Annotated in this window: 28 protein-coding genes and 2 pseudogenes; 20 read left to right on the plus strand and 10 right to left on the minus strand. The window is 56.6% G+C overall.

The features are described 5' to 3' along the window. Positions 1 to 70: 70 nt before the first annotated feature. The gene (locus tag BSZ35_RS18165) at positions 71 to 871 is read right to left on the minus strand and encodes a hypothetical protein (protein WP_105014021.1); all 801 of its coding nucleotides are present in this window, start codon (positions 869 to 871) and stop codon (positions 71 to 73) included. Between the two features lie 820 nt (positions 872 to 1,691). On the opposite strand from BSZ35_RS18165, the gene BSZ35_RS18170 reads away from it, so the two are divergent. From BSZ35_RS18170 to BSZ35_RS18180, 3 genes are all read left to right on the plus strand, one after another. Beyond that, positions 1,692 to 2,507: a type IV toxin-antitoxin system AbiEi family antitoxin gene (locus BSZ35_RS18170; protein ID WP_219846697.1), complete on the plus strand. Its 816-nt coding sequence runs from the start codon at positions 1,692 to 1,694 to the stop codon at positions 2,505 to 2,507. Between the two features lie 46 nt (positions 2,508 to 2,553). Then, positions 2,554 to 3,351, plus strand: coding sequence for a hypothetical protein (locus tag BSZ35_RS18175; RefSeq protein ID WP_105014023.1), 798 nt, complete (start codon positions 2,554 to 2,556; stop codon positions 3,349 to 3,351). 255 nt (positions 3,352 to 3,606) lie between these two features. Beyond that, positions 3,607 to 3,831 (plus strand): hypothetical protein, encoded by a 225-nt coding sequence (locus BSZ35_RS18180; protein WP_105014024.1) that lies wholly within the window; start codon positions 3,607 to 3,609, stop codon positions 3,829 to 3,831. A 112-nt stretch (positions 3,832 to 3,943) separates the two neighbouring features. Here the strand turns inward: BSZ35_RS18180 and BSZ35_RS18185 are convergent, their stop codons facing one another. Next, on the minus strand, positions 3,944 to 5,083 hold the full coding sequence (locus BSZ35_RS18185) for an ATP-binding protein (protein ID WP_105014025.1): 1,140 nt from the start codon (positions 5,081 to 5,083) through the stop codon (positions 3,944 to 3,946). Between the two features lie 293 nt (positions 5,084 to 5,376). On the opposite strand from BSZ35_RS18185, the gene BSZ35_RS18190 reads away from it, so the two are divergent. From BSZ35_RS18190 to BSZ35_RS18205, 3 genes and pseudogenes are all read left to right on the plus strand, one after another. Further along, positions 5,377 to 5,814: a DUF4160 domain-containing protein gene (locus BSZ35_RS18190; RefSeq protein WP_105014026.1), complete on the plus strand. Its 438-nt coding sequence runs from the start codon at positions 5,377 to 5,379 to the stop codon at positions 5,812 to 5,814. Between the two features lie 124 nt (positions 5,815 to 5,938). Next, a pseudogene (locus tag BSZ35_RS20255) lies at positions 5,939 to 6,286 on the plus strand (helix-turn-helix domain-containing protein); the annotation flags it as partial. 22 nt (positions 6,287 to 6,308) lie between these two features. Beyond that, positions 6,309 to 6,539 carry a helix-turn-helix domain-containing protein gene (locus BSZ35_RS18205; RefSeq protein WP_105014027.1) on the plus strand — a complete coding sequence of 77 codons (231 nt, stop codon included), beginning with the start codon at positions 6,309 to 6,311 and terminating at the stop codon, positions 6,537 to 6,539. Between the two features lie 271 nt (positions 6,540 to 6,810). Here the strand turns inward: BSZ35_RS18205 and BSZ35_RS18210 are convergent, their stop codons facing one another. Next, positions 6,811 to 7,188 carry a type II toxin-antitoxin system VapC family toxin gene (locus BSZ35_RS18210; protein WP_105014028.1) on the minus strand — a complete coding sequence of 126 codons (378 nt, stop codon included), beginning with the start codon at positions 7,186 to 7,188 and terminating at the stop codon, positions 6,811 to 6,813. A 64-nt stretch (positions 7,189 to 7,252) separates the two neighbouring features. Next, a complete protein-coding gene (locus BSZ35_RS18215) occupies positions 7,253 to 7,627 on the minus strand; it encodes a DUF1508 domain-containing protein (RefSeq protein WP_181149457.1) in 375 nt (124 codons plus the stop codon). A gap of 964 nt (positions 7,628 to 8,591) precedes the next feature. On the opposite strand from BSZ35_RS18215, the gene BSZ35_RS18220 reads away from it, so the two are divergent. Next, positions 8,592 to 8,936 carry a DUF6364 family protein gene (locus BSZ35_RS18220; protein WP_105014030.1) on the plus strand — a complete coding sequence of 115 codons (345 nt, stop codon included), beginning with the start codon at positions 8,592 to 8,594 and terminating at the stop codon, positions 8,934 to 8,936. Between the two features lie 94 nt (positions 8,937 to 9,030). After that, on the plus strand, positions 9,031 to 9,438 hold the full coding sequence (locus BSZ35_RS18225) for a PIN domain-containing protein (RefSeq protein WP_105014031.1): 408 nt from the start codon (positions 9,031 to 9,033) through the stop codon (positions 9,436 to 9,438). A 138-nt stretch (positions 9,439 to 9,576) separates the two neighbouring features. Here BSZ35_RS18225 and BSZ35_RS18230 read toward each other — a convergent pair whose 3' ends face one another. Beyond that, on the minus strand, positions 9,577 to 9,975 hold the full coding sequence (locus tag BSZ35_RS18230) for a putative toxin-antitoxin system toxin component, PIN family (RefSeq protein WP_105014032.1): 399 nt from the start codon (positions 9,973 to 9,975) through the stop codon (positions 9,577 to 9,579). Positions 9,976 to 10,045: 70 nt separating this feature from the next. Beyond that, on the minus strand, positions 10,046 to 10,264 hold the full coding sequence (locus BSZ35_RS18235) for a ribbon-helix-helix domain-containing protein (RefSeq protein ID WP_105014033.1): 219 nt from the start codon (positions 10,262 to 10,264) through the stop codon (positions 10,046 to 10,048). 222 nt (positions 10,265 to 10,486) lie between these two features. On the opposite strand from BSZ35_RS18235, the gene BSZ35_RS18240 reads away from it, so the two are divergent. The 11 genes and pseudogenes from BSZ35_RS18240 (at position 10,487) to BSZ35_RS18300 (ending at position 18,684) form a co-directional block, all read left to right on the plus strand. Continuing rightward, positions 10,487 to 10,684, plus strand: coding sequence for a ribbon-helix-helix protein, CopG family (locus BSZ35_RS18240; RefSeq protein ID WP_105014034.1), 198 nt, complete (start codon positions 10,487 to 10,489; stop codon positions 10,682 to 10,684). Positions 10,685 to 10,740: 56 nt separating this feature from the next. Further along, complete coding sequence (locus BSZ35_RS18245) at positions 10,741 to 11,136, plus strand: type II toxin-antitoxin system death-on-curing family toxin (RefSeq protein WP_105014035.1); 396 nt, start codon at positions 10,741 to 10,743, stop codon at positions 11,134 to 11,136. A 101-nt stretch (positions 11,137 to 11,237) separates the two neighbouring features. Then, on the plus strand, positions 11,238 to 11,669 hold the full coding sequence (locus tag BSZ35_RS18250) for a hypothetical protein (protein WP_105014036.1): 432 nt from the start codon (positions 11,238 to 11,240) through the stop codon (positions 11,667 to 11,669). Continuing rightward, on the plus strand, positions 11,602 to 12,471 hold the full coding sequence (locus BSZ35_RS18255) for a site-specific integrase (RefSeq protein WP_105014037.1): 870 nt from the start codon (positions 11,602 to 11,604) through the stop codon (positions 12,469 to 12,471). The genes BSZ35_RS18250 and BSZ35_RS18255 overlap by 68 nt, the downstream gene beginning before the upstream one ends. 109 nt (positions 12,472 to 12,580) lie before the next feature. After that, positions 12,581 to 13,006, plus strand: a complete 426-nt coding sequence (locus tag BSZ35_RS18260; protein ID WP_105014038.1) for an antitoxin Xre-like helix-turn-helix domain-containing protein — start codon at positions 12,581 to 12,583, stop codon at positions 13,004 to 13,006. Positions 13,007 to 13,070: 64 nt separating this feature from the next. Further along, positions 13,071 to 13,541 (plus strand): RES family NAD+ phosphorylase, encoded by a 471-nt coding sequence (locus BSZ35_RS18265; protein WP_105014039.1) that lies wholly within the window; start codon positions 13,071 to 13,073, stop codon positions 13,539 to 13,541. Between the two features lie 48 nt (positions 13,542 to 13,589). Beyond that, complete coding sequence (locus tag BSZ35_RS18270; protein ID WP_105014040.1) at positions 13,590 to 13,808, plus strand: hypothetical protein; 219 nt, start codon at positions 13,590 to 13,592, stop codon at positions 13,806 to 13,808. Further along, positions 13,801 to 14,280: a PIN domain-containing protein gene (locus BSZ35_RS18275; RefSeq protein ID WP_105014041.1), complete on the plus strand. Its 480-nt coding sequence runs from the start codon at positions 13,801 to 13,803 to the stop codon at positions 14,278 to 14,280. The genes BSZ35_RS18270 and BSZ35_RS18275 overlap by 8 nt, the downstream gene beginning before the upstream one ends. Before the next feature lie 165 nt (positions 14,281 to 14,445). After that, positions 14,446 to 16,111 (plus strand): annotated as a pseudogene (locus BSZ35_RS18280) (IS1182 family transposase). Between the two features lie 1,715 nt (positions 16,112 to 17,826). Then, a complete protein-coding gene (locus BSZ35_RS18295) occupies positions 17,827 to 18,147 on the plus strand; it encodes a DUF6364 family protein (RefSeq protein WP_105014044.1) in 321 nt (106 codons plus the stop codon). Positions 18,148 to 18,270: 123 nt separating this feature from the next. Continuing rightward, complete coding sequence (locus BSZ35_RS18300) at positions 18,271 to 18,684, plus strand: PIN domain-containing protein (protein ID WP_105014045.1); 414 nt, start codon at positions 18,271 to 18,273, stop codon at positions 18,682 to 18,684. Positions 18,685 to 19,269: 585 nt separating this feature from the next. On the opposite strand, the gene BSZ35_RS18305 is transcribed toward BSZ35_RS18300, so the two are convergent. Continuing rightward, a complete protein-coding gene (locus BSZ35_RS18305; protein WP_181149459.1) occupies positions 19,270 to 21,585 on the minus strand; it encodes a PQQ-binding-like beta-propeller repeat protein in 2,316 nt (771 codons plus the stop codon). A gap of 379 nt (positions 21,586 to 21,964) precedes the next feature. Between BSZ35_RS18305 and BSZ35_RS18310 the strand changes: the two genes are divergently transcribed. Next, positions 21,965 to 22,210, plus strand: coding sequence for a transposase (locus BSZ35_RS18310; RefSeq protein WP_258096794.1), 246 nt, complete (start codon positions 21,965 to 21,967; stop codon positions 22,208 to 22,210). A gap of 171 nt (positions 22,211 to 22,381) precedes the next feature. Here BSZ35_RS18310 and BSZ35_RS18315 read toward each other — a convergent pair whose 3' ends face one another. The 3 genes from BSZ35_RS18315 to BSZ35_RS18320 form a co-directional block, all read right to left on the minus strand. Beyond that, positions 22,382 to 22,948, minus strand: a complete 567-nt coding sequence (locus BSZ35_RS18315; protein ID WP_105014048.1) for a PEGA domain-containing protein — start codon at positions 22,946 to 22,948, stop codon at positions 22,382 to 22,384. A 131-nt stretch (positions 22,949 to 23,079) separates the two neighbouring features. Beyond that, a complete protein-coding gene (locus tag BSZ35_RS19360) occupies positions 23,080 to 23,580 on the minus strand; it encodes a hypothetical protein (RefSeq protein ID WP_146110170.1) in 501 nt (166 codons plus the stop codon). 902 nt (positions 23,581 to 24,482) lie between these two features. Next, the gene (locus BSZ35_RS18320; RefSeq protein ID WP_105014049.1) at positions 24,483 to 25,829 is read right to left on the minus strand and encodes a sigma-54 dependent transcriptional regulator; all 1,347 of its coding nucleotides are present in this window, start codon (positions 25,827 to 25,829) and stop codon (positions 24,483 to 24,485) included. Positions 25,830 to 25,842: the final 13 nt, after the last annotated feature.

Raw genomic sequence — 25,842 nt, forward strand, 5'->3', positions numbered from 1 at the left:
TATCCTTCCTACACCGAAGTGACGTCTATCCGTGGAGCAGGTCGAGGGAGAACAATCAAAGGTTCAGGACTTATTCGCCTGCTGTAGACCAGATCTGGGCATCGAGAATGAGAGACTTCTCCCGAGACTGGAGCAGGCCGTACCGCAGAAGCAGCGGCTCACCGAACCCCGAGGGCCAGGCGTAAACTGCCCCGAGGACGCCAATGGATTCGCTCGTTGGAGGAGACACTTCTAGAATTAGTTTGGGATCAACCATGCCAGGGATGCTGAGCGTCGTATCCGGTTGCAGGCGGTCAGTCTCGCTCGGATACTCGTCAGGAGCAAGGCTATCGGGACGGGTAAACGTGTCGACTACCTGCCCTTCTGACCCTACGATCGTTCGCCGCAAGGTGTCGACCGTCCGGTAAGTGTTCTCGACATCGTACCTGACACGGTTCATTTCGCTTGGGCTTCGAAGAATTCCGGCGACGGTGACGTTGTCAGACGCCACTACCGTTCGTGACGTGTCGTCCTTGCCGTTGGTCCTGTTGGACTCAGGACCGCTTACAGTCAGAGACACCTCCACGCTTGGGCCGTCGAGCTCCCGGTTAGCACGAACAAAAAGGACCGCGTCCTCGGTTGCTGGCACTTCACGGGACCATGGGAGGTCCACGCGCTCAACGCTTTGGTCCCCATCAGGGCCCACGTGCCATACGGTCGACTTGTCAGCACCTCCGGTCACCCGATAGGTGGCTACGGGTGTTTGCTCCTCTTTAGCACTGGGGGACCGGTCGCACCCGCCTGCAAGGCCGGTTGTCAGAAGCAGAAGGACCAGACCGCAGGTCTTCCCGATGAGGGATGAGAGTCGGTTGGGTGCAATGCAAGAGAACATGTCGCGTACAGTGACGGAAGATTTGCGCGAAGATCGTGCTGTGGAATTGTCGGAGGATGAGGGCGGCAGAATGTAATTCAACCGAATGTTTTAGAAGATCGATCAGGTGGCCTGTTCTACCCTCCCTAACCTGTTGACGCCACGACCGCCCCAACAATGTGTGGCCTGCCTGCGCAGCGGGTTGGGTGACTTCGGCCGCTTGAACCGGCCTGGACGTAACGACATGGGAAAGCGCCAAGTCAAACGCAAGCCTGAAGGCCTTTCCCGACGAAAGCGCCTCCTCTACGCCTGCATCGAAGGGGCCAACAGAAATCTCATTCTGCGTCGTTCGTTGAATGAGCGTGTGACGGTTGTGGAGATCCCGAGAGTAAACATAGACTGCTTTCAGCGCATGTGCCCCCATAACTAAATGACCGACAATGCGGACTTACTCAAGGAGTTCAGGTCGTCACTCTCACGTGTCGTATCTTGATGCGCCGATGCATTGAAGACAAGCATGAGCGTTTTTTCCGATGAGTTGACTTAAAGGCGTTTGTTGATTAGATGGTCAACTGTGCCTATTTAGCCAACAATGGGAGATTCTTCAAAATGAAACCGCCGGATGAGGCCGACGCCGAAAGGCTGAGAGTGGACAGAAGAGCAGGCCTCTGTGGAACGGCAAACAGAGGTACCCTCTGGGAGGGGAGATGCCCGAATGTGGGACTTTAGGGTTCAGCTTCGCGAGGAAATCCTGGTCGGGGAATATAAGCGATCGAGCGATATCGCCACGATCACTCGGGCCATAGAGCAGCTGAGAAAAGCCCAGGGAAACGATGGAAACGTGCCGCTCCTTGTCGTTCCCTACATGGGTGAAAAAGGCGCTAGACGATGCCGAGAGGAGGAAGTCAGCTGGATTGATCTTTCGGGAAATGCCCATCTGAGTACCGACTCGTTTTTGATCCACGTCGAGGGAAAGCCCAACCAGTTCAAGCAGAAGGGACGCCCCGCCAACCCGTTTGCACCGAAAAGCTCGCGGATCTCCCGCTTCCTTCTCGCTCATCCGAACCAACACTTCAGACAAAAGGAAATCGCCACTCGGGCGGTCGTGGGGCGGGGGTGGACCAGCAAGGTCGTTCGGCGTCTGGAAGAAAAAAAACTCGTTCGCCGCGATGAAGAGGGGCGTGTCGAGGTGCCAGATCCCGCACTTCTCCTCGATGCCTGGCACGAGAAATACGACTTCTCGAAGCATCGAGTCATAAAGGGCACGGTGGCATCGAAGGACAGCCTCGACTTAACGAAGCGCTTAGCAAGAGCGTTCGAGTCAGCAAATGTCGAATACGCAGCAACGGGGCTGGCAGCGGCGTGGCTCTTGACTCGGTTTGCCCGGTTTCGAATCGCGGCGTTTTACTTCAGTAGGCAGCCAGAGGAAGACCTGAAGCGTGAAATAGGGCTTCGAGAGGAGCCCAAAGGCGCAAATGTTTGGCTTATCGTCCCAAACGACGAAGGCGTGTTCTTCGAGAACTCCATGCGAGAGGGCGTGCGGCACGTCCACCCGGTGCAGGTCTACCTGGACTTAAAAGGACATCCGGAACGCTCGGAAGAGGCGGCCGGATCGATCAGGAAAGAGTACTTAAACTGGAAAAAGAACGGCGGATGACGTTCCGCAAACTGCAGAGGACTACGGTCCCGAAGACCTCCGGCAGGTGAAGGCCGGATGCCTCGAAGTCGCAACCCGCCTTGGGGACCTGTTGGACGATCTGGTAATCGTAGGGGGACTCGTTCCGGCGCTTCTGGTCGACCTCGCTCAAGAAGAGACCTCGGACGAAACCGATCCGCTCAGCAGGCACGTCGGCACTCGGGACCTCGATCTTGGCTTTGCCATAGGGCTGGTCGATGAGGGTCGGTATACTAGAATTTCGACGCGGCTCGTCCGCTGCGGCTTTGCTCCAGACCGGAATGAAGAGGGGAATCCGACACCTCAGCGCTGGCGACACGAGACCGCAAGCGAGCTAACTGTCGACTTTCTCATTTCTCCAACCGGAGAAGAGGAGGGAGGGTCGATCAAGCACCTAGAGGGGGACCTTGCGGCCATTGTCATCCCGGGGCTTGAGGTCGCATTTGAAGACCTTCGTAGGCTGGAGCTTACAGGCACTCGGTTGAGTGGGGCCGAGGCTACTCAGGAGGTTCCGGTATGCGGACCGGGTGCGTTCGTCCTGCTCAAGGCTCTTGCCTGCGCTCGTCGAGGGAAAGACAAAGACAAGTACGACCTCTTCTACATGATCCGGAACTACGGAGAGGGACCGCCGACTGTAGCTGGGCATTTTAGGCCGTTCTTAGAGTCGGGGCGCCGTGAAGCGGAGGAGGCTCGAGAAATTCTAGGAGACCTTTTCGAGAGCCCCCTAAGCATCGGTCCAGTCGCCGTAAGCCAGTTATCCGACGACGCACTTCAAGCGGATGCAGCAGCGTTTGTCGAAGCATTTTTGAGGCAACTGGAGAGCTGAACATTTCGCGAGAGCCGCGCGAGCCTAGCAGGTCGAGTATTTGGGTAGAAAGTTTATGTAGTGAGTCTGGCCGAATTGGTAGAAAGTAAACGTGCGCTATGCCTATTCGCCGTCGACCCCCCGGTATTGATCCGTTGAGAGGGGAAAAGCCCGGGCGACGGCAGTCCGGGAATGGCCTTTGCCATCTAAATAGGGCGGAATCGAAAAGCGGAGATTTCCCGACACTTCTCACACAAAACTCCCTTCTTTGCTGCCATGACCCCGACGTGGACCCTTCTCCTTCTGGTTTTTGTGTTCTGGACGTACCCCGCTTGCGCCGCCGTGATTGCGTACCGGCTCCACGGAAGCTCGATGGAAAACGTGAAATCTGCTTTTGAGATGTCGGTGCGCGACGCGTCCAAGGCGCTGGGGCTCGACGGACTGAGCCTCAAGGTGCCGGACCTCAGTGCACTGAAGCTCCAGTTTCGGACCGAAGCGTAAGTTTTCCCTCTCGAGCCGATCGTGACGGAGTACCGGCGGGTCCTCCAAGAGATCGGCGCGGTCAATGCTGCAGACAGTCCCCCCCAGTCTGATCAGCCTCCCGCCAATGGGGTCAACCCCGACCTCCGTGCTGGCGAACAATCCATCGTTGAAAAAAGCGATCCAGCACAACGAACGTGCCGTTGTCTCGGTCGATCAAGTCCTTTTGCATTAATGCTTCGGCGGCGCGCTGCGCGCTTGAGGGGGAGCTGAGGTCATACCGGCCAACGAACGCCGACGAGAAGGGCTGCACGTCCTCCTCCTGAGCCAGTCCCAGAAGAAACCGCTGCTGATTGGTCGTGAGTCCTTCCCAAAGCGCCGTATACGCGTAACTCTCCCGGTCGAGCAGAATACCGGTGGCCTCCTGCACGTCCTCGGGGTCAACCTCGGCCCCTTCATCGCAGCGCTCCCAGAGCACGTGGCAAAGGTGCTGGACGTAAAACGGGTGCCCTTCCGTGATCTGGCAAACCTCATGGACGACCGATTCGGGAATCAACTTGCCAGCTTTCTCGAACCGATCGCGAATGAAGGGCTGCCAATCGGCCTCATCAATGGCCCGAAGCGGGTAGTGCTGAGCCGAGCGGTAGAGCGGCCGTTTCGAGTCGAGAAACATCTCTCGAATGAGGTGTCTCCGACTTCCCAGAAACAGGTACGCCACCTTCTCGTGGTGCTGGATCTCTGATCGGAGCTTTCGCTCGACGCGACCAGCCTCATAGGTGGCGATCTGCTGAAACTCGTCGAAAACGACGACCACGCGCTTCCCCGTCAGTTCGGCGGCCCGAGCCGGAGCTGCAAGGACCTCCTCGATCTCAGGGTCGGTGCCGGAGGGCCGTTCGGATCCAAACCTCAGGACGGGGGCTCCCGACTCGTCGACCGTCACGCTCGGTTGGAGACTTGAAAAGAACCTGCGGGCGTTTTCCAAAAGCGTCTCGGCTGTGGTGCTTGAGGCCTCGGCGGTCGCCTTCGCCATTGCCTTTGTGAACGAGGCCGGTCCGTCGGTCGGCCAAAGATCGACGTAGGCGGCCACGTACTCCTCGCCTGACAACTCGTCGAGGAGAACGCGCACGAGAGAAGTCTTCCCCATACGCCGCTCGGCGTAGAGAAAAAGGCGTCCTGCGTTGTCTACTGTTCGCCGCAAAACCTGTAGGTCCTCCTCGCGGTTGCAGAACGAGGAGGTGCCGACGACGCCTCCGTAGGAAAAGGGATTGGTCACGGGAGCCGAACGCGTTCTGTTTGAGAGTGATACCTATTATTACGCAAGATGAGTAACGCAGGATGCGTAATAAGGTTTAGCACCGTACTGATTCGTTTGCAAGACCCGATTTTACCGGATCAACTTTAGGAATGACAAAATGGACATCCGGAGCGAGAACGGTACCCCCAGCCCGGCCGACCCTGGGAGGGAAGGCGGTGATTCGATCCCGTTCTCAATGACCAAGGGAAACACCTTCTTTCTACCCGGGCTACGAGCAACTGTCCTTTCCATCCTAAGAGCCTTCCGAGCCCATGACGACGGCTGATCCAGACGAGCACCGCGAGGCCTCCGAGACCCCACCTGCGGGAGAATCTGCGGGCGAGACCTCTTCAAGGGGCAGCAGGACCCTCACCGGCGAAAAGCGATCGGGGCCGATCGAAGACGCAAGGTGCTTTATGGAGAGCCTTGAGAAATCTTTTCAGCTTCTGGCCAGAGAAGAAGCCTCCCGTGAGGGCGCCCCCCCAAGAATAAGACCAGCGAAGACCGGTAGTAGAGCCGGTGGACATCACTGGCTCACCAAGTCAACGAGGAACTTTGAAGCGAAGATCTGGCTCGAATCACGGGAAGTGGCTTTCAATTACGGCTTTGCCAGCCACGAATTGAACGACATTGAAGACATCATTATTGAGAACCACACACAATTGGTGGAGGCCTGGTATGAGCACTGTGGTCACCGACGAACCCGCTGACAAGACGCCCTCTCCGGAGGTATCTGAACGCATTGAGGACGTCACGGACTCGTCGATTGCATTAGAGCTGACAGACGGGCGCTCGGTGAGTGTCCCTCTTTCCTAGAGCTGGCGGCTTGAGGGCGCAACCGAAAAGGACCGTCAGAACTTCCCGATCAGCCCCAGTGGATATAGCGTCCGCTGGCCGGATGTGGACGAGGACCTGAGCGCTCGCGGCGCACTTCGAGGAACGCCGGCGCCCCGGCCCTCAACAGCACCGCCGGCGGAGACCCCAAGCGAGTGGACACCGGGGCGGATTCAGAAGCTTCGAAATCAACTCGGCATGTCTCAAGCAGCGTTCGCCGAGCGAATGGGTGTCCGGCAGGCAACCATTTCCGATTGGGAAACCGAGAAACAAGAGCCTTCACCAATGGCCCGACGACCTCTGGATCGAGTTGTGAGCGCCGCCGACGATAACGCTGTTTCATCCTGAATCGTATTTCCGCTTCCTCTCGATGGAAGATAAGGAACTAACCACCAGCGAGGCCGCGGAAGTTCTCAACGTTTCGCACCGCTACCTCCTGAATCTGTTGGAAGAAGGAGAAATTCCTTTCCATGACGAGGGCACCCGCCTTCTGATTCAGCGAGAGAAATTGCTTGAGTACAAGCGGCGGCAGCGGGCGGTGGCTGAAGAGGCAATGCAAAAACTTACCGATCAAGCCCAGAAACTCGGGCTCGGCTACTGACGAGGTCTCCGGAGGACAACCGCACCATGTCCAACTTCCAGGTTCAGGACGCCGCCTTATCCGTCCATGATCTGACGACCAACGGGTGATTTTTTCGAGCGTTTAGCGCCCCAAATAATAAGCACTGACAAGGCGAACATTGTGCAACTGGAAGACGGGGGGTGGGGCATTTAGTTCTCGTTTTTCTGGAAGGAAGGGCGCCACCGACGTACCTAGCGGTCGGGTAATCAGAGCACAACTGCAATTCCTTCCTGAAATCTATCCCCTCAGTTCAGCAGTCCATAACCTCCACGTCGTAGTTGGAGAAAGCGTCATCCGGCGTGACAACCGTGAGATTTTCCTCGAGTCCTTGCGCAATGATCATTCGGTCGAAGGGGTCTCGATGGTGCATGGGAAGTTGCCCCGCCAGGGCGGCGTGAGGAGAGGTAATGCGAACCTCTTCGAATGAGGAGCGAGCAGCCTTCACGACGCTCTCCGCCGGACGTTCGAGCTTGCCGATGGCGACCTTGATCTCAATCTCCCACACGTTGGCAGGAGTGAAGAAGACCTCGTTTTCGGAATCGGAAATCTCGCTCAGGGCCGGTTCTTTCAAGTCTGCAGGTCGAGCTAGCGCGTAGATGAGCGCGTAGGTGTCAAGAAGAAGCCGCACGCCTTGGAGGTCTTGCTAGAAGGGAACTGGAAGGGGTGATCTCCTGACGAAGAGAAACGCGGGGCTACTGCTTCTCTTCGACTTCTGCCTCGGGGCCGAGGTGCCGCACGCGCTCGATGGCGTCTAAGCAAGAGTCGGAGGTCGGGTAGGCGCCCCCCGAGTTGGCTAGGATGTGTCCTGATTCGTCTACGAAGCGCCAGCGGAAATCACCGCTTTCAATCCGGTAGATCTCGAAGTGTGCCTTGCGCTCTTCTCGAGATGAGTCCTCAAAGGTGGAACGATTTCCTGCAGGACCGTCACCCGAAGATATAGGAAGACTGCTCTCGTAGAAGTCGTCTGTCACACTAGGCTCTGGCTCAAGAAGAGTCTTGAGCTTGTCGGGACCGGGCACGTCCCACTTTTCAGCAAGTGCGCCGAGCCGCGTGGAAGAGTCGCTCATGGGGAACTCGGAGTGTTGCGAGATTGGGTGCTCTCTGTCGGTCCGCATCCGCTCGGTTCAGAAGCTTGGGGGCGGGGCCAAATATTCCTGAGTTAGCAAGTCGAGAGGCCATTGCCTGTCTGCTTACCTGGAAGAGGCGAGCAAGGTTCGTCAGAGAGCCTTGCTCGGTTAGCTCGAAGTCTCACTTCGAGATTTCCTCCTCAAGCATCCCGATCGGCATCAGGGGGGAAGCGCCAAACGCATTGACCTCAAGCGGCCTCTGAGGAGCGGTTGTCCCTGTAGAAGACGCTGCTGTACTTCTTGTCGATGAATAGCTTCGTCTAATCCCTATGCGATCAAAGCCCAGAAGTTGTATAACCGGCGTCCTGGCAGATCATCAACTTAAGGTCTCCGAAGAGCAGCTACACCACGTCCAACTTCCAGGTCCAGGATGCCGAGGTATTCGTATTTGATCCGGTGCCTGAATCCCAAAAATTCGCCCCCAAATTATAAGGACCGATAAGGCAAAGATCTGGCAAGATGGACCACTTCGCGGCGAGTGCGTCGGCCGTCAATCACACGTTGACTCGAAGAGCGTCCTGTCGCCATTCCCATCCAGGCTGTGCGGGCCGGTTGCAACTTTCGGAGACATCGCTGGACGAGAACCACTCCGATTTTTGGCGACTGAGTATAGGACCGACAAGGCGACCTTCTCACTCTCAGTTGTTCTCTCGGGAGGGCCTGTCATAGTGGGACGCCCCGACGGCCAACCCTTCGACGCGCTGGGCCAAGCAATGTAGAGAAACGTCCGAAAAAGGGGCCGCTTAGAAAGATAGATCTTGACTGCACCGGATTCCCTACTACATTTCAACATGATGGACGAGCGTGTCCCTGGCAACCCTCTCATCCTCACTGGGGAACGCTGAAAGAGACATTCCGTCAAACCTATACGTATCTTTTCAGATTCCCATACGTAGGAACTGTCATGAGCCGAAAGAAACTAACCTTGTCGGTTGAGGAGCGCCTGACTCGGCGCGCGAAAGCCATCGCCAAGAAGCGCGGCACGAGCGTTTCTCGCCTCGTCGAGACGTTGTTCTCGGCGTTGGAGCAGGAGGAAGAAGACACGGTTGAGGTCGAGCAGCTTCGCCAACGCAGAGAGGAAAAGTTCCCGGAAGGATCGGACGACTCGTCACTCGCGGACTATAAGCCGTCCGAATGGGCACGGCGGTGGCGCGGAGCTTTTGCAAAGGCAGGAGAGGTCTACCCCGACGATCCGGCGTGGGAAGAGAAGGTGCTAACGGAGGAGATCAAAAAGAAACACGCCTCTTGATGGAAAGCTCCCTAAACGAGGGCCCCTTGAAAAAGGCTCCCTGAAAGAGGCCTCCGGACCTTTTCAAATTCCGCACGTCTAGACGTCTTTCTTCATGACGGTTCTCTTCAACACGAACGTACTTTTAGATGTCCTCTTAGACCGGACCCACGCGGAGGAGGGCCTCTTTCTTCTTGACCGGTCTCGGGAGGGAGTGATTGCTGGCACGGTCACGCCGACAGTCTTGACTAACACGTTTTACGTCGGACGGAGCACTGCCGGAAGCGAGGTCGCAAGGGACTTTATCGAGTCGGCTCTGTCGTTTTTGGACGTGGCCTCGGTTTCACACGCCGGAGCGGTCCGAGCAGTCAAGCGGTACGACGATTTCGAAGACGGGATCATTGGCGAGGCGGCCGCCGAGTACGGAACTGACGTCATCTGCACGCGGAACGCCGAGGACTTCGGGCCGGCGCGCCCTCAGGTGCTTACCCCGAGGGAGCTTGCAGGTCTCCTCAAGACGTAGGCTGCCGGCCCTCCGAGCGCCGCTTTATACGCTCGTTATTTTTCCCAAATTATAAGGACCGATAATGAGGGGTTATCGGTTGTAATAGCGGAAAATCTCCCCTATATTTTCCCCCCTGAGACGCTCAGAGCATCTTCCTCAACGTACCTCTTCCCAGAACGTGCGCGGAGTCATAATTCGAACCGCATCGACCTGATCGGCTATGTCAAGGAGATCCTTGTCTCCGGTTATCAGAATTTCCGCCTCCGCTGCGATGGCTGACGCCAGAACGATCTCGTCATCCGGATCTCGGATCTCGACCGGAGGCTCCGAATCTGGAACCGGCTCGACGTGGCGCCGGCGCAGTAGGCTCTCGATCTGGTCGGCCTTATCGCCGGGCACCCCGAACTTTTCGGTCAGGACCCGACGGGTTTCTTCCAAGACCACCTCACTGGTCACAAGCTCGTGTTCTGCCAGAAGCAGCCGGACGACATCCGCGCTGAGCCCACGCGTTGCAAAACCGCTGACCAAGACATTCGTGTCGAGAAAAACTCGCATCTATTCGCTTCCGCTATTCGGCCGTGCGAGTCTCGCTTGGAGAAGGAATTGGTTTTTCCAGACACGCACGTCAGGACACGTCCTCGAAGACGTCCTCGTCGGTAAGGTACCCGCGGGCTTCAGCAAACGGCATAACCTGCTCCCTCAGCTCCTCGAAGCGAAGGACCGAAAGCTGCCGCCGGAGCGCGTCGCGGACGATCTCGCTCCGGCTCTGGCCAAGCGCCTCTGATACCTCGGAGAGTTCCCGATCGAGGTCCTCATCCAAACGGACGGTCACGGTGGACTTCATGGCGGTAGGAGCATTGGAGAGAAAATGCCGTTGTGTTACACCGTAACACGAAAGCCGAAGCGTACTCGTTCCTGCCATTCATAATGGTTTCCGGGTGTTCAGCTTATCACCCGCCTCTGATTCGAGACGGAAACGTCTACCGCACCCCGCGTTCAATACATGAGGCGTTCAAGATACCAATCACGCGCACTCGCTCTTCTGGACATCCACTCATCCGGCGCCATGAAAACCCTCACGATCCAACTCTCCGACGAGACCGCCGACCGCCTGGAGACTCTCGCCGAACAGCTCGGAATGTCTCTAGAAGAGGTCGCGCAGGTAAGCATCGACGATCAACTCAAACGATTAGACCGTGAGTATGAGGAAGCCGCCGAAGAGGTGCTGTCGAAGAACGCTGAGCTCTATCGGCGCCTTTCGTAATCGAGGGTTCGCGTTTTTGGGTGGTCCCATCAGCTCCTCTATAGTCGTCGAGTGTCGTGCGATACCTGAACGTCACCGAAGTCCTTGATCTCCATCGGCGCCTGATCGAAACGTCGGGAGGGAGCCCAGGGCTGCGGGATCGGGGCGCCCTCGTTTCAGCGGTCCGCCAACCTCAGATGCAATTCGGAGAAGAGGAGCTGTACTCCTCGACCGTAGAGAAAGCGGCCGCGCTCGGGTTTGCCCTGATCCAAAACCACCCGTTCGTAGATGGGAACAAGCGGGTGGGTCACGCCTCGATGGAAGTATTCCTGAGACTGAACGGCTGGGAGATCACTGCTTCCATTGGCGAGCAGGAACGTCTTATCCTTGACGTGGCGGCTGGCGGGGTCAGTCGGGACGAGCTGACCGAGTGGCTTTCAACTCACGTCGAACGTCTCCAGTCGACGGAATAGGTGGTCTTCCCTCCCATCCTCTTTCAGACTCCTATCCAGCACGAGTTCATTTTGGCAAATACGAGGCGCAGCGATCCCAGCTTAGAGACTGCAGTAAATCTATGACCGGTACATCGAATCCTCCAGGCGGAGACAGCCAGGCCTCACCCGAGATCGATGAATCACCCGAGAGCGAGGGGACCTCTCAAGACGATCCAGATTCGAACCAAAACCCGAGGCGTGCAGACAAGCTTGCCCCTCCGCCCCTCTCTGAGATCGGAAAAAATGAGTCCGATCCGGGGGAAGACCCAGACGACGGCTCTGACGGCGCCCCTGACGCACAGGCGCTCGAAGATCCAGAGCGTCTCCGCGAACTCCAGGAAAGCCTCGGCCGCCTAGAGGACTTTGCTGCCCAAAGCCAGGCAGAGAACACCATCCGAGCCTACGCGGCCGACCTGGAGGACTTCCGGCACTGGTGTAAAAAAAATGGATCGGAAGTGGCTTCCCGCCGAACCGAAGACGATCGGGCTCTACCTCGGGGCCCGAGCCGATGAGCTGCGCCTCGCCACGCTCGAACGCCGCCTCGCCGCAATAGCCTCCCTCCATAAAGAGGAAGGTCACGAGTCGCCGGCGTCGGTGGCCGAGGGTCCCTTGCGCGAAATCTGGAAAGGCATCGTCCGGGAGAAAACGCGGCAGCAAGATGGCGCCCCTTCTCTTATGGTCGAGGACCTCAGGTCCATCATTGAGCACCTGCCCCGTTACTCCAGCTCCGACGGCGGCCCCACTGGGCGCCTTACACTTACTGCCCTTCGCGACCGGGCCCTCCTCCTCGTCGGCTGGACCGGGGCGCTGCGCCGGAGTGAGCTGGTGGCCCTCACCACGGAGGACGTTCAGTTTATCGAGGGCGAGGGCGTGAACGTCTACGTTCGCCGCTCGAAAAGCGATCAGGAAGGCACGGGGCTCGTCAAGGGCCTTCCCTACGGGTCCAACAAAGAGACCTGCCCGGTCACCGCCCTCCGGCAGTGGCTTCAGGCGGCAGACCGACAGGTAGATGGATCTTTTGAGGGGGACATCTTCCGCCGCTTCTACCGTGGGGAGTCGGTCGGGGAGTCGGCGATGACGGCCCAGTACGTGTCTACGGTCCTCAAGCGCCACGCTGAAAGCGCCGGCCTGGATCCGGAGGAATACTCGGCTCACTCCCTCCGGGCGGGCTTCATCACGCAGGCGATCCGCGCGGGCAAAGCCGAGCGGCGCGTGAAAGAGCACTCCGGCCACGCCTCGTGGGAGACCTTCAACCAGTACGTCGAGGAGGCGGGGACCTTTCAGGACAATCCTGCGAAAGGGATTGGGCTCTAAGCTTTTGCAGCTCCTGAGGAAGGCCGGGGTTTTTGTCCGATGCAACACAGCCGTCCTGTTCTTAGTACCAAGCACTGTGTCGGCTATTACTTGACAGTCTGCGCTTCTTATGTCTTCTCCCGCGACTCAGGCTCCTCCTCGCTCTCTCGATCAGCTCGAGGCAACCGAGCTCTCTGGACTTCTGGCTTCAATTGAGGAGGGGCTTCCGGCAAGCCTGGCCAGCGAGGTCGAGGAGCGGCTCGACCTCGCGCCTGAGGAGATGGCCTCCTTCCTCGGGATCTCGCCTCGGACCCTCGAGCGCCGGCGGGAGAACGGCACCTTGAACGCCGTTGAATCAGAGCGTCTCTACCGGATCGTTCGTCTCTTTCGCAAAGCGACCGATGTCTTCGAAAGCGAAGAAGAAGCGCGACGCTGGCTGAAGCGCCCGCAGATGCGCCTGGGGGAGCAGGTGCCCCTCGAGATCGCCCGGTTAGAGCCCGGGGCCCGCGAGGCCGAGCGGCTCCTGGGCCGGATCAAGCACGGCATTCCGGCTTGACGTTGTCCCGGTTTGATGTTGTCGTTTCCGGAGCGCTTCTAGTCTCTCAGCTCCGCGTTTCTCCATGGCTGAGCTTACAATCTGGCGACTCACGCATGAGCGGTACGCCAATTCAGCATTCAGCGGCGAGGGGGCTCGCCAGTACGGGGGTCGGTTCAACAGCCCAGGAACTGCTGTCGTCTACACGTCCGAGAGCCTTGCCCTGGCACTTTTGGAGACGCTCACGGGCCTGGAGCGCTACCATCAGCTCCGCAGCTACGTCTTCTTTCAGGCGAGGCTTCCCGAGGACCTAGTATCTGAGGTTTCAGAACCCGGCTTGCCGGACGAATGGGACCAGCATCCTCCTCCTTCCCAGCCGCAGCAGATGGGTAACCGGTGGGCCTCCCGGGAAGAGTCGGTCGCGCTTCGGGTGCCGTCGGTCGTGGTGCCCTACAGCTACAACTACTTGTTGAACCCGTCCCATCCATCGTTTGAGGAGATTGAGATCGGGACGGAAGAATCCCTTCCGATCGATCGCAGACTGATTCCTGGCTAAAGCACGAAATCCACTCGCGAATAACCGCCCCGATCGGGGCACCTCCCTATGCCTGACCTCAAAGAGCCTGACCTCGAAGACAAGATCGAAGAGCTTCGAGAAGAGACCGGGCTGTCAACCGAGGAACTTTTGACCCGGCTTAAAGAGGAGCGAGAGGCCCTTGTTAGGGATCGTTACGGGGAAGCACCAACCGGTGAAGAGGGTTCTACCGGAAATGCTTCTCAGAAAAGTGCTTCTCAAAATCGGTCTGGAGCCGGTAATGAGTGACGATTCGACCTCTCGCGACAACCCCAATCCTTCCAGCAAAGATCACCTTCGGGTATACGTCGACGCGGACGTTCTTTTCGCTGGGGCGTCCTCTCCCTCCCAGCACAGCGGGAGTCAGGTACTACTGACCCTTTCAGAGATCCCCCTTGTGGATGGGATCACCTCGGAGATCGCCGTCGAAGAGTGCCGGCGCAATCTTCGGGCAAAGCTTCCGGGCGCAATCGGCGACTTCGAGCGCCTCGTTGGTCGGGCTCTTAAGGTCCGAGAGTCCCCGGGTCGAGAGGCGCTAAATCCCCACGAAGGGCGGGCCGACTGGAAGGATTTGTCTCACCTTGTGTCCGCCCTTGAGGCAAACTGCCGGTACCTGACGACGTATAACGTCGAGGATTATGAGCCGGGGCACCCTGGCGTGCAGGTGGTGCGACCTGGAGCGTTGGTTCGCCGGGTCCGGGAGAAGCTCTCGTCGCTTTAGGACCCTCTTTTCTTTAGAACACCCTTTCGTAAGAGCGCCTTCTGTAAGGCGTCTTCCATCGTTTCAAAAACCAGGGGATACTGTTGGCGAACTCCTGGCGTGGAGCATTTCAAGGTTCGGGAGTAGAAGAGGACCTTTGTCTGTTTCCTCCTGCTCCCAACGACGATGTCCCTCAAGATTAGGTCTCTTCCCTCTATTCCACTGGATACTAAGCGCGTAGCTCGAAGGGCTTTTCCCAAAGGGTGCCCTTCCATCCGCCTTCGCGATAAGCTCGGAGCGATCTTCAGCGACGAGGATTTCGCTGAGTTGTATCCGGACTGCGGCCAGCCTGCATACGCTCCCTGGCGTCTCGCCTTGGTCAAAATCCTCCAGTTCGCCGAGGGCCTCTCCGATCGGCAGGCCGCCGAGACGGTGCGGGGCAGACGGACACGTCCGTCAGACTCGACTGGAAGTATCTGCTTGCATTGGAGCTGACCGATCCGGGCTTCGACTTCAGCATCTTGAGCGAGTTTCGGTCCCGCCTGCTCGCTGGCGGCAAGGAAGAGTTGCTCCTCGGCCGTCTCCTGGAGCAGTGCCGAGCGAGAAGCCTCTTGAAGGCCCGTGGGCTTCAGCGCACCGACTCGACGCGGGTATTGGCGGCAGTTCGGGAGTTGAACCGTCTTGAACTTGTAGGAGAGACGCTCCGTGCCACGCTTAACGAACTCGCGACCGTGGCGCCTGAGTGGCTCCGATCGGTCGCTCCTATCGAGTGGTTCGACCGGTATGGCCGGCGGATTGAGGATAGCCGTCTCCCTTCGAAGAAAGCCGAGCGGACTGCCTACGCCGAGACGGTCGGCCAAGACGGCTACCGCCTGTTTCGTCTGCTGGAGGAGAAGGAGGCCCCAGCCCGGCTCACAGGCCTGCCTTGCACCGAGTTTCTCCGGAGGGTCTGGAAGCGTCATTTTCGGCTCGGAGAGGGCGAGAAGGCCGTTTTTTATTCCTGCGAAGGAGATCGATTCTGACTCTGAGATCCTGGAGTCTCCCTACGATCCGGAGGCTCGGTTCCGCACCCGATTCGATACCAGTTGGACCGGATACATGGTTCATCTGACGGAAACCTGCGACGATGAACGACCTCATCTGATTACGCACGTAGATACGATCCCGGCCACTACTCACGAAGCCCGTCGTACCGAAGCAATTCATGACGGGCTTGCGGACAAGAATTTGCTTCCCGGCCAGCACCTTGTAGATGCCGCCTACGTCGACGCTGGTATTCTCCTCAGCAGTAAAGAAAAACATGACATTCAGCTCATCGGACCGGCCCGTCCGGACCCAAGCTGGCAGGGCCCGGATCGAAGGCGGATACACCGCTGATCAGTTCGAGATTGACTGGGCGAACCGGAAGGCAACCTGCCCCGAAGGAAAAGAAAGTTCCGGATGGGGAGAGTACGCCAATGAGGATCGCGGTCCCTACGTGAAAGTGCGTTTCTCGACGGCTACCTGCCAGGCGTGTCCGAGCCAATCTCTCTGTACGCGAGCCAAGAAGAGCGGTCGCCAGCTCATCATGCAGGCGGGAAAACAGCACAAGGCCCTCTCCACAATCCGGGCCAAAATGGAAGGCGAGGACGGCAAGCGACTCTACCAGAAACGAGCGGGTGTGGAGGGAACGCTCTCACAGGCCGTTCGCGCCTTAGGACTTCGACAGACCCGGTACATCGGGCTGGCGAAGATCCATCTTCAGCACCTCGCGACCGCCGCGGCGATCAACCTGACTCGGATCAACAACTGGCTGATGGACATCCCGCTGGCCCGAACCCGAACATCCCAGTTTGCGGCACTGGGGCCCTGAAACGGGGTTCGCCAACAGTATCCCACCGTTTTGGAACAAAGATTGGAAGATGCTCCAGGGGACCACTTTGCAGTTTGAACCTGCATTCTCTGTTCGATCACGTCTCGAAGCGTTTCGGGAGACGCCTTGTCTTTTAACCCATCAACAGCCTCTCGGAGCTCGTTCGGAAGCGGCTGGAGGTCAGCCTGTGGACTTGCCTGTTCAGCCTGTTCACTTTGGCTCCCGGCCTGTGGACTTTCCGCGTCAGCTTGTTCACTCTCACCCGTAGCCTGTGCAGTTTCCTCGCTGAGCGTTGAGGATTCTTCCTCAGCTTGATTATTTTCTTTTTCCGCTTGTGTGGTGTCCGGTTCGGTTTCCTCGAACGGAATTTCCCCTTGCGCCGTCGGTTCGGCCCCAAGCAGCTTCTCAGTCGGCTCGTAGTAGGTGGCCGTGCTCCGCTCTTGTTGAGCGAGGAGACCGGCATCCCGGAGGCTCCGCAAATCCTGACTGGCCTCAAGCGTCTCCACTCCGTTATTCTCGCGGTACGTCTCAGGACAATCCCGCCGAGGACATCGGGCTATGAACGGTCTAATTCTTTGATGCAGACTGCCTCTTCAGACATGGAAGCAGAGATTGACAACTACGGCCGGATTGTCATCCCGAAAAAAAGATTCGAGGTACGCTCGGTATTGAGTCGGGCACTTCTCTTGAGATTCGCGTAGACAATGAAGAAGGGGCCATCACGCTCAGGCCCAAAGAACAAACTCCCGCGCTACAACAGAAAGGTGAGCTACTGGTCCACTCCGGAACGCTTACCGAGGAGGACTTCGACATGGTCGAGCAACTCCGCTCCGAGCAGCGCCAGCGCGCGAAAACACGCCGGGCTGGATAGATAAGCTTCCGGTCCCTGGCAAGCCTCCTTTCCGCCCGTTGTCCCCTACTCTTTCGCAACCGATTCAATGAGAGTTCTGTTGGACACCTCCGTTTTGGTTCCGGCCCTCATTCCTGCTCTTCCCCAACATGAGAAAGCAGCTTCGCACCTGGAGTCGGCCCACCGTGGAGAGACAAGTCTGATCATAAGTAGCCACGCTCTCGCTGAATGCTATTCCTCACTGACGGACCTTCCGGTCAGTCCGACAGTCACGCCCGGACAGGCCCGGCGTCTCATTGAGGAGAACGTTTCGGAAGCGGTTGAGGAAATAGTTCGACTCGGAGGCAGAGACTACCTGAAGGTTCTGCAGCGCATGGCGGATCTGGGGCTTGGGAGCGGGGCCATCTACGACGCTTTGCCCACCTGTTGCGCCGAAAAAAATCTCTGCCGACGAACTTCGGACGTTCAACGGCAAGGAGTTCCGTCGGATACCTCCAGAGGGAGCTACTGAACTAGTGGTGCTCTAACTATTCTGTTTGACCGAGCGAGAGTCAAGATCCGGCTCGGCCCAAACGAATTCCCGACCTACTCACTCTGGGTGAGTTTCACCAACGCAGGCAATCCGCGCGGGCAAGGACGCGCGCGGCGCGTCAAGAAGCAGTCCGGTTAGACCTCGTTGGTGACGTTCAACCAGTATGTCGAGGAAGCCGAGCCCTTTCAGGACAACCCCGCCGAGGATATCGGACTCTGACGAGGGCGTTTTCCCAAAGGAGCCTCCTCCACCGAGAGAACCCGAAAGAGGAACCCACCCTTTTTCAGCCGGTGTACGTCACAAACCAAATTACTTGACGTATGGGGGTTAGCCATGAAATCAAAACTCACCCTGCGCCTGGACGACGACCTGAAAGAACGGGCCAAGCAACTCGCCGAGGAGCGGGGGATCTCCGTCTCGCGACTCGTCGAAGACTACTTCCGGCTTCTCCTTCGGGAGCCGACGAGTGGAGACGGGCGCTCTTCCGAGCATTCAGAGTTGCCGGACGCCTCAGGTAAGCAGTCTGGCTTAGAAGGGACTCTCTCCCCTCGAATTCAGACCCTGAAAGAGGACCTCGGCAAGCCGGCCCCTGCGGTACAGATGGACGAAGACACTGAGCGTTGGATCGACGCCGCCGCCGAGAAGCACCGATAGTCCCCTTCACGGCCGCTCGTTATCACGGTCGCTCCTCCTTCAACTCCCCGCTAGGCCACGGTCTATGCCCTGGCCCTGCCCACTTCGGAACGGCCACCTGTACCTCCATTTCCCCTTTTGCCTGTGCGCGTTCTCTTCGATACCAACATTGTTATTGACGCAGCCGTCCCAGACCGCCCAAGCCATGAGGTCGCCTTGCGGCTTCTGTCTGAGGTAGATCGGGGACGGATCTCGGGGCTGGTTGCCCCAACCTCTCTTACGACATGTTGGTACGTGGCAACGACTCACTACGAGGTCGACCCTCGGCCTCTATTCGAGACCCTCGAAGCGGTCTTTGATTTTGCCCTCATGAACAGGGCGACTCTGCGGGTGGCACTCGACGCCGATCAAGGTGCAGACTTCGAGGATGTCTATCTCGCGGCGGCCGGCAAGGAAGCTGGAGCCGAGATCGTTGTCACTCGCAACGAGCAGGACTTCACGGGCGGGCCTCTCACGCCCTACGGTCCTGAGACGCTCATATCAATGATCGGGAGTTGACGCGGGACCGGTCGGCCTCGCCCCAGAGGCGTACTCGCCCCCCCTTCTCTGGGCCGGCTTCATCACACAGGCGATCCGGGCCCGCAAAACCGAGCGGCACATCAAGAAGCACTCCGGGCACCAGAGCTGGGAGACGTTCAACCTCCGCGCCCGAGGAAGCGGGGACCGTTCAGGACAACCCGGCCGAGGGAATTGGGCTTTAAAGGAAGTGATTTTCGCCTCTCCTTGTGCTGATACCTTGGGGGCTCTGTCTGAGGCGTCTCCCGAGACTCTCAGACGGTCGGCTTGAGTCAGGGCGCCGCCTTAATAGGAAAAAACCGAACTCGGCCGCGGAGAAAGACCCCCACCTATACCCCCTTACCGAGGTGCGGGAAGTTAAATCTCATCCCCGTGCGGGTGGTAGGCCTCAGTTCGTGGTGCCCCCCCGACCAACCAAGTCCACTTCGAACCAGGAGTACATCACGGTCTATCAGGAGGATTCGCAAACCGCGTTGTTGAATCCTCTCCGCTGGGATCGCTTTCGGTTCCGCTCTGGCCGTCAGTGTTGATTTGGACCTCGCCTAAATGGTCAAGGGGTGTAGCCGATCACTCAGCAAGCCCCTGCGAGATCCATGATTCTCCAGGCTCGACAGGCAACACTTGCCCTCTGGCGGATTCCCCATCGTCTTGTTGGATGATCCAATCCGTACTGGAATAATCAAGAACCCATTCTTGCTCGCCTGTGTCACCATCGATCTTGTGGAGTGACCCAGGAGGTGCGGCGTAAATATCACCCTTGGGGCCGACACTAACTTCCAATACTGGGTTTGAAGGAGCAGTATACGTCCATTCCTGTTCGCCCGTGGTTGGGTTAATCTTATGGACCTCATCGTTGTAGAACGCAGCGGCGTATACGTGTCCCCCAGAACTCACAGTCACATCGGTAACCATGTCCTTGTCAGCAGAATAACTCCACTCTTGCGCGCCGGTATCGGGATCGACTCTGGACACCATCCCATTGACATCTAACGAAAGGTTTGCGGTACCGACATAAACGGAGCCGTCAGGACCTGTTGCTACGCTTTGGACGAACCCGTCGTAGTTAGAAGTGGCGGTGGCCCATTCTCGCTCTCCTGTTTGGGCATCGATTTTATGCAAATCTGAATCACCGGAGGCATAAACGTGGCCGTTGGCACCGAGTGAGACTCTAGCTACACATTTCTCGTGTTCGGCATACGTCCAATCTTGCTGGCCTGTCTCGGCGCTCACTCTGTGCAATGCCGGATCGCAAGATCCTGCGTAAACGTATCCGTCGGGACCTACTGTCATCGCAACGACGGCGCTATCAGGACTTGTATAATTCCATTCGACCTCTCCGGTCTTTGTGTCGATTCTCTGAACTTCTCCCCTTTCCCACCCGGCGTAGAGATGGTCGTAGAGTTCGACCGTCCCCGCGGTTGGGTTGGAGGAAGACTCGTAAAACAGTTCTCCTCCGGCCGTTTCGGTATCTATTTTGTAAAAGCCATCTTCAGAACTGAGATAGAGCTGCGCCGTCACGGGCGACAGCCCAAAATCGGCGGTCATCGATTCCGCGAAGGGGATTGTCTTCTCGGAGGAATTGTAACCACCAGTAGACGCGGATATTGTCAGTGAGTCCGGTTTCTCATCCAGCCTGACCTCAAACGTTGTGTCAAACGCACCACTTCCGTCCGTGGAGGTTGAAAATAGCTCTTCGCCAGACGCAGCACCAGAGCCAGAGATACTGACATTCTCAAGTCCTTTCCCAGTTTCACTGTCCGTGACAGATCCAGATACGCTTGCTTCTGTTTTTCCACAGCGATCGAGCAGTTCCCTCTCTGCTATGCTGTATGTGTGCTCAAATCGCGCGAGACCGTAACTCATAAACTCTACAGATCCGCCAAAGCCCGCGTCCAAGCCAGAATAGATCCCACACTCGAAAGAGGGATTCACTTGGGTTTTTGCACGAACATACGGTCCTGCGTTCACGAAGGGACCAGGCCCACTGTAGATTTTAAAAGTGAGCTCCGGTTTGACATATCCTTTTGCTTGAGCCGAGAGATTGGTGTCCCAGTCAATACCCGATGAGCTAAGTGTAGCGTCTCGGTCCGAAACTGGTGACCACGACCCGTTCTTATAGTGAGCACCCAGCGTCAATCTGTTCGTTGATTGTATACCGGTTGATACAGTGCCACTTGCTTCTGCATTGGCCTGATACCCCGCCACAAATTCTAAAACAGGAGTGATTGTGACTGGAAATGGACCAGCATTGAACGTTATCGAACCCGCCGTGAACCTGGCAAGTGATTTGGTCGTCTCTCCTTGGACACGGCCCTCCGCTGTCGCCTTTACGTCGGTTTGGAAGCCGAGCTCGCCCTGGGCCGCCAGTCTCAGTTCCTGTAACCCACTGAGCCCCACATCAAACTGAAAGTCAACACTTGGGTCGAAACTAGCTTCTCCATTTTCAAACGTCACCGCAAAACCAGCCTCTCGAGTGAGTCTAACGTTGTTCATTTCAACACCTAGGCCGTTAGACTTCGCCTTCACTCCCTTGGCCGTTTCGACCGCTTTCCATTTCCAAGATTTCCTCTCCGCTCCAGAGAGATCGAAGTCAACGTTTAGCTTCCCGCGGTCGAGCGCCTCAACGATGGAGGCCCGTTCAGTAATCAGAGTAGCCTTATTTCCTTCTTCCGCCACGGAGGTCACCTTCCGTAGGAATCCCCCCTTATCTTTACCGACAACAATATCGTCGGCCGCTAGGTCTGGAGATGAGTTTGAGAGATTAAAAACGAGGGTATCTCCTGAAATCCTCTCAAGTGATGTGTTTTCAGGGTCTATCACTGCTGTTTCATCGGCCAGAACAACATCCTGTTCTTCATCATCGCTGTTTTCATCTTGCTCCATACCGGAGCCAGAACTGTCACAGGCAGCCAGCCCAAATATCAAGAGTGTAGTACATAAGATGTGCAAGGGGAAAACCTTACAAGAAGACCGGTACATCACGTTGGGGGTCTCTATGTATAGTGAAAAGTCGGTCTGTGAGGTGCTGCCCCAATACCTGATCCAGTGTGTATGTTAATCAGGTGATCCAATCCAGCCTGACCGACCATGAAAAAAGACTGGACACACCCCGAATCAGATTATCACGAAGCTCCGCAAGGTCGAGGCCGCTCGGACCGAAGGCCGCACCGTTGCTGACGCGGTCCGCGACATTGGCGTCACCGAGCAGATCTACTACCGGTGGAAGCGAGGTCAGCTCTTGAAGTGCTTCAGGAGAGCCTTTTTGACGCGACTGCCGCTGGCCCGGGCCGGGAAGTACCGTCTGCGGCACCGAACTTCCAACATGGTCGCACAACGCATCCAAGAAGTGCACCGTCGCGAAAAGGCGATTCGCACCTTTCCGAACAAGGCACCCGTCTGGCGCCTCGACGGGGCATTGCTGGCCGAAAAACATGAAGATGTCATTCTGGGATTGCCCTGGTCAACTGCCCCCTACCTCACCGATGGACGAGTTCTACGAGTGGCGTGAGGAGCAGATCACAGAAACCAGCTGACTAACGACAATCAGAATCCTCCAATCAGACTCTTCAACCTGCCTAATAGACAGTCCAGTTTACACAATAAAGTGGACTTGATGAAAACCCCCGATGGCCTTCCGGCCACCGGGGAAATACGAACTCGATCAAGAAAAGAAGCTTGCCTATTCAACAACGTAAGCGAGACCTTTATCCTCGTCATGGATGATCACCTCCCCTTCATGTTGGGGAACTATAACTTCCCCAGAGGAGTCAACCCGCAATTCCTCGATCGAAAACGCCTTGGGACCGACGTCCGCCGTATAGGTTTCAGATTTGTCCAACAGGGACGCTGACGATTCTGCTTGCTCCAGCTCTGTGGCATATTCGGTTTTTCCATATTTCATGACAGCTCCCGTCAAGGTGTCAATCCCCCAGAATAATACGTTCCCAAGATTTAGAACTGCCACTGTGGCAAACTCCTTCTGAAGTCGCAGTCTCTCCGCTTCGTAACCCTCCTTCTTCAGGGTTACTGTCATGTCGTTCAGGGCATCTCGACTGACGTTAACGACTGCAGGCGTCTCTGCACGTTCAACCCCGTCAATCATAATTTTCGCCCCAGATGGCTCACTCTCGAAGCGTATCTCATCAGAGGTGCCGGAAAATAGAGTGGCACACCCTGTGAGCAGGGCTGCGGTGACGAGGGCCGTGAAAAAAAGCGTGAGCGAAGAGCTTCCTACCTTTTTACTCATAATTCTAGTATGAAAGAATGAGAATTACCACTATTTGTTGTTCAGCAATACGATTTACCCCCCCCCAATATAATTGGTACTTTTCGTTTTGTATATTTGTGTTTCGTTTTAAGACTCACAATATTAAGCTTTTAATACCCTTTCATTCTTTCTATCTTTTCTTGGTATGAGATTGGTCTCTCATTTTTGTTCGCCTGTGACGGCAAAGTGCAAAAAGCTGAGCCGGAACGAACCCGATGTTGACCATCATCGTCATTCCAACGTATCCGCACAAACCATTCTCCAACGAAGTATAAATCTGAATCACGAGTCGAAATGCTAGCTCTATAAGTTTCTTCTTTATTGGTAACCGTAACCTGTGAAGTTTCTTTTACCTCCCCACCAGCTACCCACTCTACCGTTACCGAAATATTATCCGGGGAGGGTGATGACTGAAAGAGACCACTTTTGTCCTCGAACTGGCGGTCCAATTCGATTCTGGACTCCATTTCTTGCACATATTGTCCTCCATTAGGCTCGGTAATGAAACTAGCTCTCAAGGTAGTTTCTCCTTGCCCAGTGCCACAACCGAGAAATAAAAAAGTCAAAGTTACTGTCACAAGATAGGCTAAAAGTGAGCGAGTAAGTCGCATGGATAGAGGGTATTTTACTTGAGTTTAGAATAGGCTCACGATGATGTGAGTGATACTGAGACACCCTCAGGACGGTGGATCGACCGCACCTATAACATTCATTTGAGCATCAACAACCTCACAGCCTCCTTCCCCAAACCACGTAGCTTTGCAGAAGCTAGGAGAACGACGTGTAGCCATTCAGCACAGCACCTTATTCTTAGAGCCTAGTGCGATCTGAGCCTGAACCGTCCAGTTCGTGTCTGACACGTGCCACGAAGTGTAATATCTGTACCCTGTTTGGGACTTTTTCCCTCAAATCTGATTCCACAATCAATTACTCAAGCCGATGTTGGGAAAAGGCTAAAACATGTGGTAAAAACAGGACTTGATTTGCTCCGAAAGTTGAGTGTCTGCAACACCGAGAATATCGAATGTTGCAGGAGTGCACCTCTCCTTATTCCCGATTGTCGAGATAATCCCCTTCCTTTCTTACCTTTTTGAGGGACTGGGACGGACAGATCGAAACTCACATCTACGGCCTGTTCGGTGGAGGGGCAATCGGTGGATTCTAGTACCCCTTCGACTCTTCAGGCGCTTTCTGATTCACCTCTATAATGGAAAAGAGTGGCCTTGAAATACTAAGAATCAGAGGCTTGCAGGTAGAATCGCTGTCGAGTACCGCCCACAACAGACGGGTCTCGATGAGAAATCGAACTCCGTGTCCTGTTCTCCTCAAATCCTTTCATTAAAGACCCGCTCCCCAACGAAAACGTCGATGCATTTCCTTTTCTAAACCTGAACTCTGGAGTAAAAAAAGAAGTGATCCCTGTACGCTTATTGCAGACATGCAACGTCCAAAATCTTCTTCGTTGCAGACATGGAACACAGCTTTTCCAAAAATACCCTCGGTCGAATTGCCCTTATTCTTGGGTTTCAATCCCATACTCATCCATCTTCCGCCAGAGCGAAGAACGGTCAATGCCGAGTGCGTCGGCGGTGGATTGAATAGCCCCGCCGTGAGCACGGAGGGCCTGGCGGATGTAAGCGGCCTCGAACTGGTCACGAGCAGCACGAAGACCGACTTCTTCCGAGGAGAATTTCTGCTCCGGTTCGTCCAATGCCTGCTCGACGGCTCCGGCCCCAATTGAGTCCCCCTCGTTAAGCACCACGAGCCGCCGGATCGCGTTTTCCAACTCACGCACATTGCCGGGCCAGTCGTGGCTCATGAGAAGTGCAAGGGCGTCCTCCCCGAGATCCGGGGCCTCCTCCTTAGTCACCTTGGATAAAAAATGGGCGACCAGATCCGGGATGTCCTCCCGCCGCTCACGGAGGGGTGGCACCTCGATCCGAAGAACGTTGAGCCGATAATATAAGTCTTCACGGAAGTCCCCTCTTCCTTCGATAGCAGTCTCCAAGTCGGCGTTTGTCGCAGCCAGCACGCGAACGTTGACCTCGATAGGCTCCTCGCTGCCAATGGGTTGGACCCGTCCGGTCTCGATGGCGCGTAGAGTTTTTGACTGAGCGGCGAGGCTCATATCGCCAATCTCATCGAGAAAAAGGGTGCCATCCTCGGCTTGGGCGAATTTGCCTCTGTGTTCGCCTTCTGCACCTGTAAACGCCCCTTTTTCGTGTCCAAACAGCTCGCTTTCAATCAGCTCCTCGGGCAAGGCTGCACAATTGACCGTCACGAACGGAGCCCCTGCCCGTTCACTATTGTGATGGATGGCCCGAGCCACCAACTCCTTTCCTGTACCGCTCTCTCCGGTGATGAGCACGCGACAGTCCGACCCGGCCGCCTTGTCAATACGGTCGTAGACGCGCTGCATGGCGTCGCTGGTGCCTACCATGCGGTAGCGCTCCCGCACGTCTTCGAGCAGGCGGTCACGTTGGCGTTCCAGTCGGGCTCTCTCCAAGGCGTTTCTCACCGTCACGAGCAAGCGCTGGGCATTGACGGGCTTCTCGAGAAAGTCGTAGGCCCCGATCTTGGTAGCCTTCACCGCCTTCTGGATGGTACCTTTTCCGCTAACGATCACGACCGGCACGTCTGGATGCTCCTCCACCGTTTTGCGAAGCACCTCCATTCCCGACACGCGGGGCATTTTGAGATCGAGTAAAAGCAGGTCCACGATCGACTTCTCAAGTCGAGCTAGGGCCGTTTTCCCGTCGCTGGCTTCCAAGGTATCGTACTCTTCGTGCTCTAGCACGTCACAGAGGCCTTCCCGAATGGGGGGATCGTCGTCGGCGACGAGAACAGTAGGTGTTGACATGACCAAGAGGTGA

Source organism: Salinibacter sp. 10B (assembly GCF_002954405.1).
Lineage (GTDB): Bacteria > Bacteroidota > Rhodothermia > Rhodothermales > Salinibacteraceae > Salinibacter.